The following is an 18732-nucleotide window of genomic DNA, read 5'->3' on the forward strand; positions in this document are numbered from 1 at the left end:
TCAACAGGAGAACAAGTATGAAGAAGCTGACCCTTACCACTCTGACCGCCATGAGTTTGGCGATGCCGGCTGTCGCCGAAGACACGATCAAGATCGGGCTGGGCGTACCGATGACCGGAGATCTGGCGATCTATTCCGAATATCTCGGCGCGCGCTGCATGGCCGACATGATCAACGCCGATGGCGGTGCCGGAGGCAAGAAGATCGAAGTTCTGGTTCAGGATTCCGCAGGTGATACGCAGGCCGCGATCTCACTGGCGCAGAAGTTTCTGGACGAAGGCGTTGTGATGCTGGGGACCACGCCGTTCTCGGACACGATGATCCCGGTGGCGCAAATCGCCCAGCCTTACGGCGTTTCTATCTTCCAGCCGCAATCCACGCAGGTCGAGATGCACGCGGGCATCGTGGACAATTTCTTTACCGGCGTCTCGCCTGATCCGTTCACGGCAACGGCAGCTGCCAACCACGCGCTCAGTGAAGGGGTCAAGAATGTGGTTCTGCTGACCTCGGATGAAGGCGGGTCGTGGTCCGCCCGCACCCCGCTGTGGTTCGGTCAAGTGATCGAAGAGGGCGGCGGCAAGGTACTGGCCAAGATGAACTTCAGCTTTGGCACATCGGACTGGTCGCCTCAGATCGCCGACATGAAAGCACTGGGTGAAGAGATCGACGCCGTTTATATTTCGTCGATCATGCCCGATATCGGTGTGTTGGTCCGACAGCTACGCAGCGCAGGTATTGACGCCTGGGTGGTCGGCTCGGATGGGTTTGACGATCCATCCCTGGATGCTGTCGCGGCTGATGATCCTGCGATCCTCGACAAGGTGTTCTTTGCCACGCTGGCCCCCAGCCATGACGAAAGCGCCGTGGTCAAGTTCATGGCCGACTGCAAGGAATTGGGCCACGATGTGCCCGGCTTGTTCCCGGCCACCGGTGCCGACACAGTCAAGGCCGTTGCCTGGGCGGTCGAAACCTCCGGCAGCAGCGACCCGGCGGTGATTGCAGAGACGATCCGTACAGCCGACTCGATCCCGGTGCTGACAGTCGACAGCATTTCGTTCAAGGACACGAAAACCTATGCCCAGCGCACGATACCTGTGATTGGCTATAAAGATGGCAAGCGGGTTCTGATCTCGAACGAAATTCCCGAAAACACACCGAAAGACTGGAACTGAGCCAAAAGACGGGGGCGGTTCCAGCCCCCGTTTCCAATCCCATGCTGAATGTTGAAAACCTGATAGTTTCTCACGGTCCGATCGAGGCCGTGCACGGCATCTCTTTCGCCGTAGAAAAGGGCCGTTGTGTGTCCTTGCTGGGGCCCAATGGTGCAGGCAAGACCTCGACCATCTCGGCGCTGATGGGTGTGGTCAAGTCCTCGGGCCGGATCACCTTTGACGGTGCCGATATCTCTGCGTTGCCTGTGGAAGCCCGCGTGCAGGCGGGTATGTCCGTGGCCCCCGAAGGACGCCGCATCTTCTCGAACCTGAGCGTCGAAGAAAATCTGGTTCTGGGCGGTGCCACGCGATCTGACCGCGCGGCCAAAGACGCCGACATCGCCCACTGGCTTGAGACCTTTCCGATCCTTGGCGAACGCAGAGACCAACCCGCAGGCACCTTGTCGGGCGGAGAGCAGCAGATGCTGGCCATTTCCCGCGCCTTGATGACTCGCCCCAAGATCCTGCTACTGGATGAACCTAGCCTGGGTCTGGCCCCCAAGATCGTAGGCCAGATTTTCAAGATGATCGAACAGCTGAAAGCGCAGGGAATGACGATCATGCTGGTAGAACAGAACGCAACGCAGGCGCTTCGCCTGTCGGACTACGCCTACCTTCTGAATAACGGGCGGATCGTGGCCGAGGGCACCAAGGAAACGCTGGGCCAAAGCAGCGCGCTTATGGCGGAACTGACGGGGATCGCCTGACATGGAATATGTGGCCCAGCAGATGATGAACGCGCTCGCCTTTGGTGCGGAATATGCGCTGATTGCACTCGGACTGGCGATTGTCTTTTCGATCATGGGGCTGGTGAACTTTGCCCATGGTGAGGTGATCGCAGTTGGCGGCTACACGATGGTGGCCTTTGCCGCACTGGCGCTGAACAACCCCATTATCGTCATAGGCGGAGCGATCGCGGCCGCGATCCTGATGTCCCTTCTGCTTGAACGCGTGGCGTTCCGACCCGTGCGATACGCGGACCCGACAACCGGTCTGCTGACTGCCTTTGGTGTCTCAATCATTCTGCAAAACGTGTTTCTGCTTGCGGTCTCACCACGCCCCGTGGCCGTGACATCGTTGTACTTTCTCGACTGGCCCGTGCAGCTTTTGGGCGTTCAGGTATCTTCACTTCAGGTGTTCGAGGCGGTGACGACGGTGCTGGTGATCGTCGGACTGATGCTGTTTCTAAAACGCACAACACTGGGTCTGGCCATGCGCGCCGCCTCGCTGGATTTTGAGATGGTCCGGATGGTCGGCGTCAAATCCAACAGAGTGTTTGCAGTGGCTTTCATGGTGTCGGGCCTACTGGCCGGGCTGGCCTGTATCTTCATCATGGCGCGGCGTGGGTCGGTCGATCCGCATCTGGGGTTCAACCCGGTCCTCAAGGCCTTTGTGGCCTGCGTCGTTGGAGGGTTTGGCAGCCTGCCCGGAGCCGTGCTGGGCGGCTTTCTACTCGGCGCGATTGAGGTCGCCATGCTGGTCCTGCTGCCGCAGGAATATGGCGGCATGAAAGACGCCTTTGTCTTTGGAATCATCGCTCTCGTTCTGGTCTGGAGGCCGGATGGCATCCTGTCGCCCCCGACTGAGAAAGGGGACAAGATATGATCCTGAACCCCAGTCAGAAACGCGGGCTGGTGGGCGCTGCGATCCTGGCCGCCGTATTGATCGCGATTGGGCTGATCGTGACCTATTTCGGCTCTCGCTATCAGCTTCGGCTGGTATACAGCGCCTACGTGAACTTATTGGTCGTTCTGGCCATGCAGGTGTTCATGGGCAATGCGCGCCTGACCAACCTTAGCCACAGTGCCTTCATGGGGATCGGTGCCTACGTGGCCGCGATTTGCGTGACGCCGGTGACGGTCAAATCCATCTCTCTGCCGGATGCGCCTTGGGGGTTGAATGCCTTCTCGCTGGACCCGGTCAGTTCGGCGCTGCTTGCCATTGTGATCACCGCCTTTCTGGCCCTAATCGTCGGACTGTTTGTCGTGCGCCTTACAGGGTCTGGAGTGACCATCTTTTCCCTTGCCGTCCTGGTCATCGTGCACTCGGTATTCCTGTACCGCACCGACATTTTTAAAGGAAATCAGGCGTTTTTCGGCATTCCGCAGGTGTTCTCACTGACGTCTATCGTAATCTTGTCCGTATTCGTTGTGTTCATCGTGCGCCTTTTTCGCGAAAGCCGCTGGGGCATCCAGCTGCGTGCTTGCGCCGATGATGAGGTCGGTGCCGCCGCAATGGGTGTAAACATTCGCCGGTTGCGCCTGATTGCCTGGGTCCTGTCGGCCATACTGCTTGCGGTCGCCGGGATTGCCTACGCCTATTTCCTTGGCACGATCAGCGCGCGGCCCTTTTATTTCAACCACGTCTTTCTGACACTCGCCATGCTGATCCTTGGGGGAATGAGAACGGTCACAGGTGCGGTTCTGGGCACGCTTCTGATCTCGTTCGGGTTGGAATGCGTGCGTTGGCTGGAAACCGGCCCGGTCCTGCTGGGCATCGACCTGCCCGAAGTGCTGGGCCTGTCGGGTATTGCTCTGGGAACAGTCATTGTACTGACTATGGCCCTGCGCCCCGGAGGGATCATGGGTGATCAAGAAATCGAAGACCTGGTTCTGAAAAAACAGGAGTAAGTCATGGGTTGCAACCACACTATTCACAAACACAACCACCATTTCGGTTGGGACAACTCCATCGAACCCGTCCTGAGCGTCGACCCCGGCGAGACCGTCGAGGTCGAAACCATCGACAGTTCGGGCGGGCAGTTGAACGCTTCCTCGACCCTGGCCGATCTGGGCAAGCTGTCTTTCGACGCGGTCAATCCGGTCACAGGGCCGATCCACATCAAAGGGGCCGAGCTCGGCGATACCGTTGCCGTGACCTTTCTGGATTTCAAACCTTCGGGCTGGGGTTGGACCGCCAACATCCCCGGTTTTGGCCTGCTGACCGATCAATTTCCCGACGCAGCCCTGCATATCTGGAACTATGACACCAACACGATGACCCCTGCCCTGTTCGGCCCCGGCGGGAAGGTGCCGCTGAAGCCGTTCGTCGGCACAATTGGCCTGGCACTGGCCGAGCCGGGGTTGCACTCCGTCGTCCCTCCGCGCCGTGTGGGCGGCAATCTGGACATCCGCGACAATTGCGTGGGCACAACGCTTTACCTCCCGGTCGAAGTGGCTGGTGGGATGTTGTCACTGGGGGACACCCATGCCGCACAAGGCGATGGTGAGATTTGCGGTACGGCCATCGAAAGCCCTATGGACGTGGCCATCAAAGTCGACCTCCTCAAAGGCGAGAACCTACCCTACCCGCGTTTTGAAACCAACGGCCCCGTCAGCCGCCATTTCGATACCTCCGGCTACAAGGCGACGACAGGCATCGGTGAGGATCTCATGCAGGCCGCCCGCGATGCGGTGGCGGGCATGGTCGATTGGATCTCGGCCACGACGGGGATGTCCGCGCTTGATGCGTACATGCTTTGCTCGGTCTGCGGCGATCTGCGCATCAGTGAGATCGTGGATATCCCGAACTGGACGGTCTCATTCTACTTTCCAAAGACAGTTCTGGACTGAGGAACGCTGCAACTTTTGAATGTCAGACCTATGCGATCGATGTCGGAAGCAATCAGTCGTTCAAATTACGTCCGCAAGTAAGCGATCTTTTCAGTAGGTGTTCTTCGGTTTCGATTGTTTTGCCATCGTGACGACCAGCGCAAAGCGTCTCACCAGCGGTTCAACTGCCCGTTTTGTAGTGCGCCATAAACATGGCGATGCAATCGTCCATTACGCCCTCGGGGGTCGGGTTCTCGCCCAGGAAAAACTCCGGCCAAAAGAAGAAGTTTTTGACAAGCCCCAAGAGCTGGTTGGTCGCAAAGACCGGATCGGCTTTTCGGATTACGCCAGCGTCCATGGCTTCGCCGATCAACTGCGTCATCGGGTAGTCGTGCGTTTCCGTCTCCGTGAAGAATTTCCGAGAGCGATCCAGGTCGCGGATCAGCTCAGAAAGAACCATGCGGTTTAGTCCGATAGCCGTCTCTTCCGTTATGACCACAATGTACCGCCACAGAGCATCTTTCAGCTGCTCAACGAAGTCACGACTTGGGTCATAGGCAACCGGCTGCATACTCCGGTTCTGCTCCAACATGATTTCTGAGATTGCTTCGAAGAGGGCCTCTTTGCTTTCGAAGTGGTTGTAGAGCGTGCGACTCGAAACATTTGCTTTTTGGGCGATTGAGGTCGTCCTGGCCCCCAGAAATCCTTGCTCCCGAAACTCATCGATGGCTGCATCGATGATATCTTTTCTTTTCTTTTCAGTACGTTTCACGGATTTAGCCTCAAAAAGTAAAAAAGTGTGTTTACAAACTTCACCTCCTCAACATAAGTAAACAAGACGATTTACTTTAGCAAGGTGCAATCCTGCTCGACCTCGAAAGGACCCAAACCATGACCCCCCAAACTTTCATCGCTGGCAAAAACGCAGTGACCTTTAAATCTTTTGGCATGGATTTGGCCGGTGATCTCTACCTGCCCGAAGGTTTTGATGAGACCAAGACCTACAAGGCCATCGTGGGAGCCAGCCCGTTCCCGCAGGTCAAGGATCAAATACCTGCGACCTACGGCCCTGAAATGGCGGCACGTGGCTTCATCTATCTTGGCTTCGACTATCTGGGGATGGGCGATAGCCCCGCACTGCCCGGTGAATTCAAACAATCGCGCTACAATTTCCGCCTGATCGAAAACACCTGGGACGCGGTTTCGTTTCTGGGTACGCTACCCTTCGTCGACGAAATCTATGGCCTGGGCGTCTGTCAGGGTGGTCAGACCATCGCATCGGCAGCGGTGACAGACCACCGTATCAAGAAAATTGCTATGGTGTCGGGCATGATGGCCTCGGACGCGTTCCAGTGGACCAACCGCGATATGGCCAATCAGATGATCGACGCAGCAAATGCCTCGATGCAGAAGCAATATGAAACCGGCGAGCCAGACTACGTTGCACCGTTCGGCTTGAACGACGAAATGTCTCGTGAAGAGTTCACGGAAGCGGCCGCCTACCCGGACATGGCTGGCGAAACCTATGACTATTACGGCCGTGATGGTGCTAAGGGGCCGGTTGCAGTTCCCACCTATACCAACATGCACATTGCTGATCAGCCAATGCAGTCTTTGTTCTCAATTTGTGAAGCCTATGCGGACAAAATCGTGCAGCCGTCGCTGACCATCTACGGCACAAATGCCTCCACAGCGATCTGCTCGACCGCATTTGTCGAGAAACTGACCAATGACCACAAAGAGTTGGCATTCGATGAATTCAGCCACGTAGACTTTTACTACAAGCCCGAGGCCGTGAAAGCGTCGACCGATGCAGTGGCAGAGTTCTTCAACAATTGACGCGAAGGAGTGCTTCGTTTGATTTGGTCCACCGTTCTGTTTGAGAAACGGTGGACCGCGAATGTCAAAAAAGAGACACAAGCAAGAGGAAATAGTTCAGAAGCTGCGCCAACTTGATGTTCTTGTTCGTCAGGGAATGACACTTGCAGATGCGATCCGGGCAGCTAGCCAATCTTCTATTGTTGGTACAAAACTCGCGAGATTTCGGTGTGTACTTCCCAACTCGCACAAAAAAGGTCTCGGCGATCAAAGACCCGGCACCATTTCTTCCATAGAAAACAAAGAGTTTCGGATTGTGGGCGCAAATGACCTTGCGTATGGGCGACAATACTGACGAGATGGGTACTTTTTGCCTTGCGGTTCACAACGGGTTTCGCGCCCTCACTTCAGCCACATTTCGAGTGACCGCAGCTTCTGCACGTCATGCAGCCTTCTATCATCACCATGTCATACTGCCCACAGGACGGGCATGCCTTGCCGCGCGGTGCATCCATGTTGACGACCTGTGCCTGAGGATCGGACTTCAGCCCCATCCCCTCTCCCTCGAGAAAGCCGATGTTGACCATGTGCTGCTCGATCACCCCGCCAATCGCTGCCAGGATCGAGGGGATATACTTGCCCTTCACCCAGGCACCGCCGCGCGGGTCGAACACGGCCTTGAGCTCTTCGACCACGAACGACACATCCCCACCCCGCCGGAAAACGGCCGAGATCATGCGGGTCAGCGCCAGCGTCCAGGCGTAATGCTCCATGTTCTTCGAGTTGATGAACACTTCGAACGGACGGCGGCGGCCTCCGATGACAATATCGTTGATCGTCAGATAGATCGCATGCTCACTGTCGGGCCATTTCAACTTGTAGGTCGACCCCTCTAGTGACTGCGGGCGGTCCAGCGGCTCGGACATGTAAACGACGTCACCGCCATCGACCTCATGCGGTGCAGCCGCGCTTTCACCCGGCGCCGTGTCTGCACTTTCCGATACGGTCAGAACCGAGCCGGTCACATCATTGGGGCGATAGGTCGTACAGCCTTTGCAGCCCTGATCCCAGGCCTGCATGTAGACATCCTTGAAGGCATCAAAACTGATGTCCTCGGGGCAGTTGATTGTCTTCGAAATCGAACTGTCGATCCATTTCTGCGCCGCGGCCTGCATCTTGACGTGATCCGACGGAGAAAGCGTCTGCGCATTCACAAAAAACTCCGGCAGGTCCTTTTCGCCAAACTTGTCGCGCCACATCTGCACGGCATAGTCCACCACCTCTTCTTCGGTGCGCGAGCCATCCTTTTGCAACACCTTGCGCGTGTAGGCATAGGCAAAGACCGGTTCGATCCCCGACGACACGTTCCCAGCATAGAGAGAGATCGTGCCCGTTGGAGCGATCGAGGTCAGCAAAGCGTTACGGATCCCATGCGCGCGGATTTCATCGCGCACATCGTCATCCATCTGCTGCATCGTGCCGCTGGCAAGGAACTTCTCGGCATCGAACAAGGGGAACGCCCCCTTCTCCTTCGCCAATTGCACCGAGGCCAGATACGCGGCGCGGGCGATTGCGTGCAACCAGCGCTCGGTCTGACGCGCCGCCTCGTCAGAGCCATAGCGCAGGCCCAGCATCAAAAGCGCATCTGCCAGACCTGTCACACCCAGCCCGATTCGGCGCTTGGCCTGCGCCTCGGCCTCCTGTTCTGGCAGTGGGAATTTCGACGCGTCCACCACATTGTCCATCATGCGCACAGCGGTTGCGACCAGCTCTTTCAGAGCGTCCTCGTCCAGATGCGCGGCGTCATCGAAAGGCTCGGCCACCAACCGGGCCAGATTGATCGACCCCAACAGGCATGCGCCATAGGGCGGCAGAGGTTGCTCGCCACAGGGGTTAGTCGCGGCAATCGTTTCGACATAGCTCAGGTTGTTGGCCGCGTTGATGCGGTCGATGAAGATCACGCCCGGCTCGGCATAGTCATAGGTCGCCTGCATGATCTTGTTCCACAGGTCCCGCGCTTGAACGGTGTGATAGACCTTGCCACCGAACACCAGCTCCCACGGGCCGTCGGCCTTGACGGCCTCCATGAACAGGTCAGTCACCAGCACCGACATGTTAAACATGCGCAAACGCGCCGGGTCAGACTTGGCAGTGATGAACTGTTCGATATCCGGGTGATCGCAGCGCATCGTCGCCATCATCGCGCCCCTGCGCGAGCCTGCGGACATGATCGTGCGGCACATTGCGTCCCAGACATCCATGAACGACAACGGCCCCGATGCATCCGCTGCCACCCCTTTCACATCCGCACCCCGCGGACGGATGGTTGAGAAATCATAGCCGATCCCCCCACCCTGCTGCATGGTCAGCGCGGCCTCTTTCAGCATATCGAAGATGCCGCCCATGCTGTCGGGCACGGTGCCCATGACGAAGCAGTTGAACAGAGTCACCTGCCGTGCGGTGCCAGCGCCTGCGGTGATGCGACCGGCAGGTAAATATTTGAAATCCTCCAGCGCGCCGTAGAACTTTTCTTCCCAATGCGCCGGGTCTTTCTCGACCCGCGCAAGATCGCGCGCAATACGTCGCCAGCTGTCCTCGACCGTCTGGTCGATGGGCGTGCCATCCGCCTGTTTAAAGCGGTATTTCATGTCCCAGATCTGCTCGGCGATGGGGGCGGCAAAGCGGCTCATTGGCGATTCCTATTCAGCTGCGAGGCATACAAGATAGACCAAATTGACCACCTAGCGCTACTATGACTTGATGCAATAACCCGTTAACCCTACCTTCTTAACCAATTCCTTTGGGGCGACTCTGTGGGTAAACTGTGGATAAATTCGTAAACCTCGTCAAACTTTCGGTCGGGTCAGAGAGCGTCGACACGCTGGTGGCGTGGCAGGACAGCCGCAAGCCGCTTTACGCGGATGGCTGCCCGCGCCACGTGACGCGCATGTGGCCAAAGCGCGAGGCCGAGATCCTGAACGGAGGTTCGATCTATTGGGTGATCAAAGGCGTGATCCAATGCCGCCAGCGTATCCTGCGCCTTGATGAGGTACGCGGTGAAGACGGTATCCGTCGCTGCGCCATTGTCCTCGACCCCGAGGTGCATCGCACCCAGAACGCCCTGAAGCGCCCCTTTCAAGGCTGGCGTTATCTGAAACCCGAAGACACCCCAGCCGATCTTCCAAAATCGCGTGAGCAGGACGACGCCCTGCCAGACGATCTGAACCGCGCTCTGGCCGAAATCGGCATATTGTAGTCAGCGCAGGCAATCCAACAGCTCGGACAAAACCGCTTTGTCGCCAGCATCGTAGCTCGCCACACGGCTGCGCCATAGGGTCGCTTGCGATTGCAGGATGAGACCGTCCGAGAGGATCTTCAGGTGATTGGCCCGCAGTGTTTCACCGGTCGAGGTGATATCGGCAACGGCCTCGGCCGTTTCGTTCATCACGGTGCCTTCGGTCGCGCCCTGGCTGTCGACCAGAGCATAGTCGGCCACCCCGGCATCGGTCAGAAACTCACGCACCAAACGATGGTACTTGGTCGCAATCCGCAGCCGGTGACCATGTGTTCTGCGGAACGCTGCAGCAGCTGCATCCAGATCGTCCAGCGTATCCACGTCGACCCAGCAGGCAGGCGTGGCGATGATCAGGTCCGCCTTGCCAAAACCAAGCGCGGCAACCTCTTCAACTTGTTGCTCCCAGCGCGGCAGCTTTTCCTGCACAAGGTCAACGCCCGTAACACCAAGGTGGATACGACCTGCTGCTAGCTCACGCGGGATTTCCCCCGCTGACAGCAGGATCAGCGAGACACCGTCAATCCCCTCGACCCTGCCTGCATATTCCCGGTCCGATCCACTGCGCGACAGGGTAATGCCGCGCTTTTCGAACCACGAGAAGGTCTTCTCCATCAACCGGCCCTTCGAGGGCACGCCTAGTTTCAGGCTCATTGTGCGTCCTCCTCGATCTCGAGCATCAGGTCAGGGCGGATGACGCCGCCAACAGCCGGAATTTCTTCGCCATTACCCAACTGCCGGGTCAGCGCATCATAGCGCCCACCGGTCGCGATCGGAGGCAGATCGGGGCGGCCTTCGGCGTAGAACCCAAAGACAAACCCGTCGTAATACTCCATCGAGGTCCGGCCATACGCAGCCTCGAAATCCAACCGCTCAACATCCACACCCCGCGCCTGCATCGCTGAGATCCGGGCTTCAAGCCGATCAAGCGCTTGCGTGATCTGCGGCAGGTCGACCGCCACATCGCGCAGCTGTTCCAGCGCAAATGGCATGGTCTCGCGCACATTCAAAAGCGTCTCCAACCCGGCCAGTTCGTTGTCTGAGATGGGCGGCGTGTCGCGATCTTCACGTAAAGCTTCGATCCGCGCCTCGATCTCGGAGGCACGGCGCTTACCGATCATCGGAATGTCGTTGTCCAAAGGGTCTGCGGCATTCAGCAACTCGTCGCGCCCTTCGGGGCCGGGTTTGCGACCTGCAAACCGATCCAGAAGAATGCGGAACCGGCGGGGGCGCCACAGATGCCGCATCAGAGCGGTCTTGCGACGCTCGGTCGTGCGAAGGCCCTCGACGGCTGCGGTCAGAATTCCGATATCCCCGGTCGCCGCCCGCAAAGGCAGACCCCGCAACTGCAACGCAAACAGCGAGAACACCTCGGCGTCCGCGCCGGATGGATCGTCGCGATCAAAGACCTCATAGCCCACCTGGATATATTCATTCGACCGGTCCGGGTCATGCTCCTGACGGCGAAAGACCTCTCCGGAATAGGTATAGCGCGCGGGTTCTGCGCCGTCGCTCATGTGCATCTGCACCACTGGCAGAGTGAAATCCGGGCGCAGCATCTGCTCGCCCCGCAGAGCGTCCGACGTGACATAAGCACGCCCGCGGATGTCTTCGCCATAGAGGTCCAACAGTGTCTCGGCCGGTTGCAGCAGAGGCGTATCGACCACCTGCGCACCTGCGGCCTCGAACCGGACGCGCATCATCGCGGCGCGGGCCTGTATCTGGGAACGGTTGGCCATGGCTCAGTCCTGACTGTCCAGAATTTCACGTACCTTTGCGACCAGATCACCGCGCGGCACTTCGAACTGGCTGGGGCGTTCTTTCCATTCCTCCAGCGTGGCACTTTCGGCGATTTTGGCACCAAGGATCAAGTCTTTGATCTGAACGATGCCATTGGCCTTTTCGTCACCGCCTTCGATCACCGCGATGGGAGAATTCCGTTTGTCTGCATATTTCAGCTGATTGCCGAAGTTCTTCGGATTGCCCAAGTAGACTTCGGCCCGAATGCCGGTATTCCGCAGCTCAGCCACCATCGCCTGATAATCGGCCATACGGTCGCGATCCATAACGGTGACGACCACAGGCCCTGTCGCCTGCGCGCTGAGACGACCCTTTTCGCGCAAAGCGGCCAGCAGGCGATCGACACCGATGGAGACACCAGTTGCAGGCACCTCCTGCCCGGTGAAGCGCTTGACTAGATCGTCGTAACGACCACCACCTGAGACGGAACCGAACTGACGCTTGCGGCCTTTTTCGTCGAAAATCTCAAAAGTTAGCTCGGCTTCATAGACCGGGCCGGTGTAGTAGCCGAGACCGCGTACTACCGACGGGTCGATCTCGATCCGGTCCGAACCGTAGCCGCCCGCATCCAGCAGCGAACCGATCTGTTCCAGTTCAGCAATGCCATCCGCACCGATCTTGCTGTCGCCAACCGCCGCACGCAGGTTCGCGAGCGTTCCGGCGGTATCCGCAGCTTTGGAGGTCAGGAAGGCAAGCACAGGCTCGGCCTGATCGTCGCTGAGACCCACACCGTCGATAAACGCACCAGATGCATCCAGACGGCCTTTGGTCAGCAGCTCTCGGACACCGGCCTCACCAACCTTGTCGAACTTGTCGATGGTGCGCAGAACGTTGTCGCGGGCGGCGGCGTCTTCGCCCAGACCCATCGCTTCAAGCACACCGTTCAGAACCTTGCGGTTGTTCACGCGCACAAGGTAATCGCCACGAGGAATGCCGACAGTCTCCAGCGTGTCCGACAGCATCGCACAAATCTCGGCATCCGCAGCCATCGAGGCCGTGCCCACCGTGTCCGCATCGCACTGATAAAACTGACGATACCGCCCCGGCCCCGGCTTTTCGTTCCGCCATACAGGTCCCATCGCGTAGCGACGATAGGGCGTCGGCAGGTCGTTGCGGTGCTGCGCGTAGACTCGGGCCAAAGGCGCGGTCAGGTCATAGCGCAGGGCCATCCAATCGCCGTTGCCGCCTTCGTCAAACTCCTGCCAAGCAAAGACGCCTTCGTTCGGGCGGTCCACGTCGGGCAGGAACTTGCCCAGCGCCTCGACAGTCTCGACCGCGCTGCTCTCCAAAGCGTCGAACCCATACCGATGATACACGCCTGCAATCGTCCGCAGCATCTCGGTGCGCTGCGTGACTTCCTCGCCGAAATAGTCACGGAACCCTTTCGGCGCTACGGCCTTGGGGCGGGGCTGTTTCTTGGGCTTGGCCATCGGGGGCGTCCTTCACGGGTATTGTTCCGCGCGCGGTCTATCCCATGGCCCGCATCGGGGCAAGGCGCGCTTTCGCTGGTCTTGGCTTTGCAGGCCCGCTATGACCGTCCCTGAAGGAGACCCCAATGCAGCATCTGGAAGAACAGATCGCCCATCTGACCCGCACGGTCGAAGAGCTGAACACCGTCGTCACAAGCCAGCAATCCGAGATCGACCGCCTGACCCGCCGCGTCGAAATGCTGCTGCAGCGCGAGGCCGAACGGGCGCAGGAAGGCTCGGGCGGGGTCGTGTTCGGAGACGAGCGCCCACCGCATTATTGAGACAGATTTCGATGTTGCTGCCTGCTTTTCCGGTTCTTGCTGGTCACGTCCAATACTAATCACTGGGTTACCTTCCGAAATCTTGTTGGTAGGCTAATACTTTAACATCAGTTCACTGGCAGGAGACGTTCTATGGCCGACAAACTTGCTCTTGTCACAGGTGCCGCGCGTGGCATCGGGCTGGCGACAACAAAACTGTTTCTACAAAACGGCTGGAACGTTGCGATGATCGATCGCGACTCTGAGGCGCTTTCTCTTGCCGCAAAGGATCTAGACGGTGCGGTGGCGTTCATCGCTGACGTTTCGGATCAAAATCAGGTCGATGACGTGGTCAAGGCCGTTCTCACCAAATTCAATCGCGTTGATGCTGTGGTGAACAACGCGGGTGTCGCAGACTTCGGGCCAATTGAGGAACACGATTTCGCAGTGTGGCGTCGAGTTATGGAAACCAACCTTGATGGCGTGTTTCTTGTATCCCAGGCGACTATACCGGCCTTGCGCAAAAGCCGTGGCGCAATCGTCAACATCGCATCGATTTCGGGGCTGAGGGCGAGCACACTTCGTATAGCATACGGAACGTCGAAGGCGGGTGTCATCCACCTGACCAAGCAACAAGCCGCCGAACTAGGAGAATTCGGTATACGCGCCAATTGTGTGTGTCCTGGCCCGGTCCGGACCAAGCTTGCGATGGCAGTCCACTCGCCCGAAATCATCGCCGCCTATCATGACGCTATCCCACTGAACCGATACGGTTCGGAGGATGAGATCGCGCAGGTGATCTATTTCCTTTGCTCGGACAATGCCAGCTACGTAACGGGTCAAGTGATCGCGTCCGATGGCGGGTTCGAAAGCACTGGCGTGGGTTTACCTGCTCTACGATCAAGCAACTGAAACTCAACCACGATTTGCCCGCGCCGGGACGCTAAATAGAGTATCTAGGCTCACAACCCCAGCGACGATTTCACGGCGTTGTCGACGACCCCGCCCAGAAGGGCGTTTTTATCCGCGGCACAGCCCTCGGACAGAGCGGCAATGAACGCTTCGCGCAGTTGCGCTTTGTCTTCATCCGTGGCGACGTGGTCCTCGATATTGATCTGACGATTATAGAGCGACAGGGCAGTCATCTTGCCCACGACCTCGACAACAAAGGCCTCATCCCCGTCCGCCTCTTCAGCGATTGAGGCGCAGGTGTAGTGCATGACAGGCAGGGCATCGTCAACCATCTGCTGGGCGGCTTCGTCGGCCAAAGCAAAGACCGGAGCCAACAAAAGTGATACCAAGACAACTGGCTTGAGAGTTTTCATCCGCATCGCAATCACTTCCAGTTATGTCCGATAATCGCACCGGCCACACCGCCGATTGCCGCGCCCTTGCCGTCACCGATCAGGGCCCCAACTCCGGCGCCGATCAACGCACCTTCTATTGTCTGCTTCTTCTTTTTGTCGTCCGCAAAAGCCGCAGTCGCCACGGAAAGCGAGATCGCCCCCGCCAATACCAACGCTTTGGAGCCCATAGCTGAAAGTGCCAAACCCTAACCCTCCTGTTTCATCTGTCACAGAATATGCAGGTACAGCCTAGCCGGGGGACATCGCTGTGGCAACAAAGCCGGGTTCAGACCTCTTCCACTGACAGAACGCCATCTAGCGACTTGATCGCGCCTTTGATCTGCGGGTTGATCGGGAAGTCCTGCCCCAAATCCATCTCGACATCGCCCGGCAGGCCCGGGTCCATCAGGCACAGCTGGATCGGCCCCTTGGCAGCCCCTTTCGCAGCGCTGACCGCGTCTGCCAGCACGCTTGCCACCGTGGGCAACACCTGCGGCTGATCGACGAATATACGCAGGCCGGTCGCGCCCGCCTCGGCCACAACCGAATCCACCGGGCCTACCGAACGACCCAGAAGTTTCAGCTGATCTGCCTCCATCGTCGCCTCGGCGGTCAGAACCACCTGCGCGCCGGTCTCAAGATATTCGCGCGATTTCTCCAGCGTTTCTGAGAATAGCGTGACCTCATACGCTCCAGTCGGGTCCGAAAGCTGCGCAAAGGCAAAGCGATTGCCGCGGGCCGATTTCCGTTCCTGCCGGCCGGCAACAACCCCGGCCATCTTCGCGATCAGAGGGCCAGAGCGCGCCTTTTCCGTCACCTCGTCCAAGGTCAGCACCTGTTTGCGTTTCAGCGCAGGCATGTAGTCGTCCAGCGGATGGCCCGACAGGTAGAAACCGATGGCTTTGAACTCTTCGCTCAGACGTTCGGCAGGCAGCCAATCCGGCGTCGGCGACAGGCGCGGTTCGGGTAGGTCGTCCCCCGCCTCGCCAAACAATGACACCTGGTTCGAGTTCTTCTGTTCGTGGATCGCCGCCGAATACTGCACTAGCGGATCGAGGCTTTCGAACACGCGGCGGCGGTTCTTGTCTAGTTCATCAAAGGCCCCGGCCCGTGCCAGCATCTCCAAAGGGCGCTTGCCGACCTTTTTCAGATCAACCCGGCGCGCGAAGTCGAACAGGTTGACGAAGGGTTTGTCACCCCGACCATCAACCACAAGGCTCATCGCCTCGACACCCACGTTTTTCAACGCGCCCAGCGCATAGACAAGATGCCCATTGTCCACATCAAACGTGGCCTGAGAGCGGTTCACACAAGGCGGGATGTAAGGCAGGTCCAGCCCCTTGCGGACCTCTTCAAAGTAAACGGCCAGTTTATCGGTCAGGTGGATATCGCAGTTCATGACGCCTGCCATGAACTCAACCGGGTGGTTCGCCTTCAGCCAGCCGGTCTGGTAACTGACCACCGCATAGGCGGCCGCGTGGGATTTGTTGAAGCCGTAGTTGGCGAATTTCTCCAGAAGGTCGAACACCTCGGAGGCTTTCTTGGCATCCACGCCATTTTCCGCCGCGCCCTTTTCGAATTTCGGGCGTTCGGCATCCATCGCCTCTTTGATCTTCTTACCCATCGCGCGGCGCAACAGGTCAGCGCCGCCAAGGGAATACCCTGCCATCACCTGAGCGATCTGCATTACCTGTTCCTGATAGACGATGATGCCCTGCGTTTCCTCAAGAATATGATCGATCAGAGGATGCACGGATTCAATTTTCCGCAGCCCATTCTTGACCTCACAATAGGTCGGGATGTTCTCCATCGGACCGGGGCGATACAGCGCTACAAGGGCCACGATATCCTCGATACAGGTGGGTTTCATGCGTTTGAGCGCATCCATCATGCCCGAGGATTCCACCTGGAACACCGCCACCGTCTTGGCAGCCGAATAGAGCTTATATGTCGCCTCATCATCCAGCGGGATAGCGTTGATCTGGTTCTCGGCCCCTTCGGCTGGTTCATAAAGCTCCGTTCCGTCGGCCGCGACATGCAGAGGCCGCCCGGATTTGAAGATCAGGTCCATCGCATTCTGGATCACAGTCAGCGTTTTCAAACCGAGAAAGTCGAACTTCACCAGCCCGGCCTGCTCCACCCATTTCATATTGAACTGGGTCGCAGGCATGTCGGACCGAGGGTCCTGATAAAGCGGCACTAGCGCTTCCAACGGCCGGTCGCCAATCACCACACCCGCCGCGTGGGTCGAGGCGTTCCGCAAAAGCCCTTCAACCTGTTGGCCATAGTTGAGCAAACGCTCCACCACCTCTTCATTCCGCGCTTCTTCGCGTAGGCGCGGCTCATCCTTCAGGGCCTTTTCGATCGAGACAGGCTTCACCCCCTCAACCGGAATCATCTTGGACAGGCGGTCGACCTGCCCGTATGGCATCTGCAATACCCGCCCGATGTCGCGCACGGCAGCCTTCGACAAAAGCGCACCAAAGGTGATGATCTGCCCCACCTTGTCGCGCCCATACTTCTGCTGCACGTAGCGGATCACTTCTTCCCGGCGATCCATACAGAAGTCGATATCGAAATCCGGCATCGAGACCCGCTCGGGGTTCAGGAACCTTTCGAACAGCAGGCTATAGCGCAGCGGGTCAAGGTCGGTGATCGTCAGCGCATAGGCCACCAGAGACCCCGCACCGGACCCCCGCCCCGGCCCAACCGGAATGTCATGATCCTTGGACCATTGGATAAAGTCAGCAACGATCAGGAAGTAGCCTGGGAACCCCATGCCCTCGATGATCCCGAGCTCAAAATCCAAACGTTCCTGATATTCCTCAGGCGTCACCGCATGAGGGATCACGGCCAGCCGTTTCTGCAGACCCTCATTCGCAATCCGGCGCAGTTCGGCCACTTCATCATCGGCAAACTTGGGCAGAATGGGATCACGGCGATAGGCCATAAAGGCGCAACGGCGCGCGATCTCGACCGTATTCTCAATGGCCTCGGGCAGATCCGCGAACAGAGTCACCATTTCCTGCTGCGACTTGAAATAATGCTGCGCGGTCAGACGACGGCGACCGGCTTGCTGATCGACATAGGCCCCCTCGGCAATACAGATCAGCGCATCATGGGCCTCATACATATCTGAGGTTGGAAAATAGACGTCATTGGTGGCGACCAGAGGCAGGTTCTTTGCATAGGCCATCTCGACATGACCACGCTCGGTCAAGCGCTCGGCCTCAGGCTGGCCGTCGTCGCCCGGATGGCGTTGCAGTTCGATATACAAACGATCCGGGAACATCCCCGCCAACCGGTCAACGAGAGCCTCTGCCGCCGGGCGCTGAGCTTGCTGCAGCAACATTCCCACTGGGCCTTCTGGTCCACCAGTCAGACAGATCAGACCCTCCGACCGGTCCGCAAGCTCCTCCAAAGTGACCTGCGGCAACTGCCCGCCCTTGTCCACATAGAGACAGGAACTCAGCTTCATGAGGTTCTCATACCCAACCTCGGACTGCGCCAGCAGCACCAGAGGCGCAGGCGCTTTCGGCTTCTCACCGGGTTGCGGTTGCACATAGGTGAGATCAACCTGACACCCCATGATCGGCTGAATCCCGGCCCCGCTGGCGGTGATTGAAAACTCCAGTGCCGAGAACATCGAGTTGGTGTCGGTCACCGCAACGGCGGGCATCTCTGCCTTCTCGCAAAGACCAGGCAGCTTTTTCAGCCGCACAGCGCCTTCCAGCAGGGAATATTCAGTGTGAACGCGAAGGTGAATGAATCGAGGGGTACTGCTCATACCACGCACGCTATCCTAGTCAGCAGCGACGAAAAAGCGGGAACCGACTCTGTTGACTGCTTAAAAAATCAGCAGCGATTATTCTGATTTTTTAGAAGGTGCTTCGGGTCAGACTCGGCACCGCTTCAAAAATGGTCTTTATTTACAAGTGCCTGACTTCTAAACAACTGCAACATTCACAGGCCGTGCGGGTCCAAT

The 18732-nt window shown here is 58.2% G+C and carries 17 protein-coding genes; 9 read left to right on the forward strand and 8 right to left on the reverse strand.

The window, feature by feature from the left end; genetic code table 11:
* The first annotated feature begins 17 nt into the window (after positions 1-17).
* Genes ACR0NO_RS04145 through ACR0NO_RS04165 form a run of 5 tightly spaced genes read left to right on the forward strand, consistent with a single transcriptional unit; the run spans position 18 to position 4783 of the window.
* Positions 18-1172, forward strand: a complete 1155-nt coding sequence (locus ACR0NO_RS04145; RefSeq protein WP_480723068.1) for an ABC transporter substrate-binding protein — start codon at positions 18-20, stop codon at positions 1170-1172.
* Between the two features lie 41 nt (positions 1173-1213).
* A complete protein-coding gene (locus ACR0NO_RS04150; RefSeq protein ID WP_480723069.1) occupies positions 1214-1918 on the forward strand; it encodes an ABC transporter ATP-binding protein in 705 nt (234 codons plus the stop codon).
* A gap of 1 nt (position 1919) precedes the next feature.
* Complete coding sequence (locus tag ACR0NO_RS04155) at positions 1920-2816, forward strand: branched-chain amino acid ABC transporter permease (protein WP_480723070.1); 897 nt, start codon at positions 1920-1922, stop codon at positions 2814-2816.
* Positions 2813-3841 carry a branched-chain amino acid ABC transporter permease gene (locus ACR0NO_RS04160; protein WP_480723071.1) on the forward strand — a complete coding sequence of 343 codons (1029 nt, stop codon included), beginning with the start codon at positions 2813-2815 and terminating at the stop codon, positions 3839-3841. Before ACR0NO_RS04155 ends, ACR0NO_RS04160 begins: the two co-directional genes overlap by 4 nt.
* Positions 3842-3844: 3 nt before the next feature.
* Positions 3845-4783 (forward strand): acetamidase/formamidase family protein, encoded by a 939-nt coding sequence (locus ACR0NO_RS04165; protein WP_480723072.1) that lies wholly within the window; start codon positions 3845-3847, stop codon positions 4781-4783.
* Positions 4784-4943: 160 nt separating this feature from the next.
* Here ACR0NO_RS04165 and ACR0NO_RS04170 read toward each other — a convergent pair whose 3' ends face one another.
* Positions 4944-5534 (reverse strand): TetR/AcrR family transcriptional regulator, encoded by a 591-nt coding sequence (locus ACR0NO_RS04170; protein ID WP_170722379.1) that lies wholly within the window; start codon positions 5532-5534, stop codon positions 4944-4946.
* Positions 5535-5653: 119 nt separating this feature from the next.
* Between ACR0NO_RS04170 and ACR0NO_RS04175 the strand changes: the two genes are divergently transcribed.
* On the forward strand, positions 5654-6601 hold the full coding sequence (locus ACR0NO_RS04175) for an alpha/beta hydrolase (protein WP_480723073.1): 948 nt from the start codon (positions 5654-5656) through the stop codon (positions 6599-6601).
* A 386-nt stretch (positions 6602-6987) separates the two neighbouring features.
* Here ACR0NO_RS04175 and ACR0NO_RS04180 read toward each other — a convergent pair whose 3' ends face one another.
* Positions 6988-9270, reverse strand: a complete 2283-nt coding sequence (locus ACR0NO_RS04180) for an adenosylcobalamin-dependent ribonucleoside-diphosphate reductase (RefSeq protein WP_480723074.1) — start codon at positions 9268-9270, stop codon at positions 6988-6990.
* A gap of 134 nt (positions 9271-9404) precedes the next feature.
* Here ACR0NO_RS04180 and ACR0NO_RS04185 point away from each other — a divergent pair, with 134 nt between their 5' ends.
* Positions 9405-9836, forward strand: coding sequence for a DUF1489 family protein (locus tag ACR0NO_RS04185; protein ID WP_170468402.1), 432 nt, complete (start codon positions 9405-9407; stop codon positions 9834-9836).
* Here the strand turns inward: ACR0NO_RS04185 and hisG are convergent, their stop codons facing one another.
* Genes hisG through hisS form a run of 3 tightly spaced genes read right to left on the reverse strand, consistent with a single transcriptional unit; the run spans position 9837 to position 13102 of the window.
* Positions 9837-10526, reverse strand: a complete 690-nt coding sequence (gene hisG / locus ACR0NO_RS04190; protein ID WP_480723075.1) for an ATP phosphoribosyltransferase — start codon at positions 10524-10526, stop codon at positions 9837-9839.
* Entirely contained in the window at positions 10523-11611 is a 1089-nt protein-coding gene (locus ACR0NO_RS04195) for an ATP phosphoribosyltransferase regulatory subunit (RefSeq protein ID WP_475216375.1), read from the reverse strand. The genes hisG and ACR0NO_RS04195 overlap by 4 nt, the downstream gene beginning before the upstream one ends.
* Positions 11612-11614: 3 nt before the next feature.
* Positions 11615-13102 (reverse strand): histidine--tRNA ligase, encoded by a 1488-nt coding sequence (gene hisS, locus ACR0NO_RS04200; protein ID WP_480723076.1) that lies wholly within the window; start codon positions 13100-13102, stop codon positions 11615-11617.
* A gap of 125 nt (positions 13103-13227) precedes the next feature.
* Here hisS and ACR0NO_RS04205 point away from each other — a divergent pair, with 125 nt between their 5' ends.
* Both ACR0NO_RS04205 and ACR0NO_RS04210 read left to right on the forward strand, forming a co-directional pair.
* Positions 13228-13422, forward strand: a complete 195-nt coding sequence (locus ACR0NO_RS04205; RefSeq protein ID WP_170384915.1) for a SlyX family protein — start codon at positions 13228-13230, stop codon at positions 13420-13422.
* 132 nt (positions 13423-13554) lie between these two features.
* Positions 13555-14313, forward strand: a complete 759-nt coding sequence (locus tag ACR0NO_RS04210) for an SDR family oxidoreductase (protein ID WP_170664692.1) — start codon at positions 13555-13557, stop codon at positions 14311-14313.
* Between the two features lie 50 nt (positions 14314-14363).
* Here the strand turns inward: ACR0NO_RS04210 and ACR0NO_RS04215 are convergent, their stop codons facing one another.
* The 3 genes from ACR0NO_RS04215 to dnaE all read right to left on the reverse strand — a co-directional run bounded on the left by ACR0NO_RS04215 (position 14364) and on the right by dnaE (position 18534).
* Positions 14364-14726: a hypothetical protein gene (locus ACR0NO_RS04215; protein WP_480723077.1), complete on the reverse strand. Its 363-nt coding sequence runs from the start codon at positions 14724-14726 to the stop codon at positions 14364-14366.
* 11 nt (positions 14727-14737) lie between these two features.
* Positions 14738-14950, reverse strand: coding sequence for a YMGG-like glycine zipper-containing protein (locus tag ACR0NO_RS04220; protein WP_419738497.1), 213 nt, complete (start codon positions 14948-14950; stop codon positions 14738-14740).
* 83 nt (positions 14951-15033) lie between these two features.
* Positions 15034-18534: a DNA polymerase III subunit alpha gene (dnaE, locus tag ACR0NO_RS04225; RefSeq protein WP_480723078.1), complete on the reverse strand. Its 3501-nt coding sequence runs from the start codon at positions 18532-18534 to the stop codon at positions 15034-15036.
* Between the last annotated feature and the right edge of the window lie 198 nt (positions 18535-18732).

It is taken from the genome of Ruegeria sp. CL3, assembly GCF_056536505.1.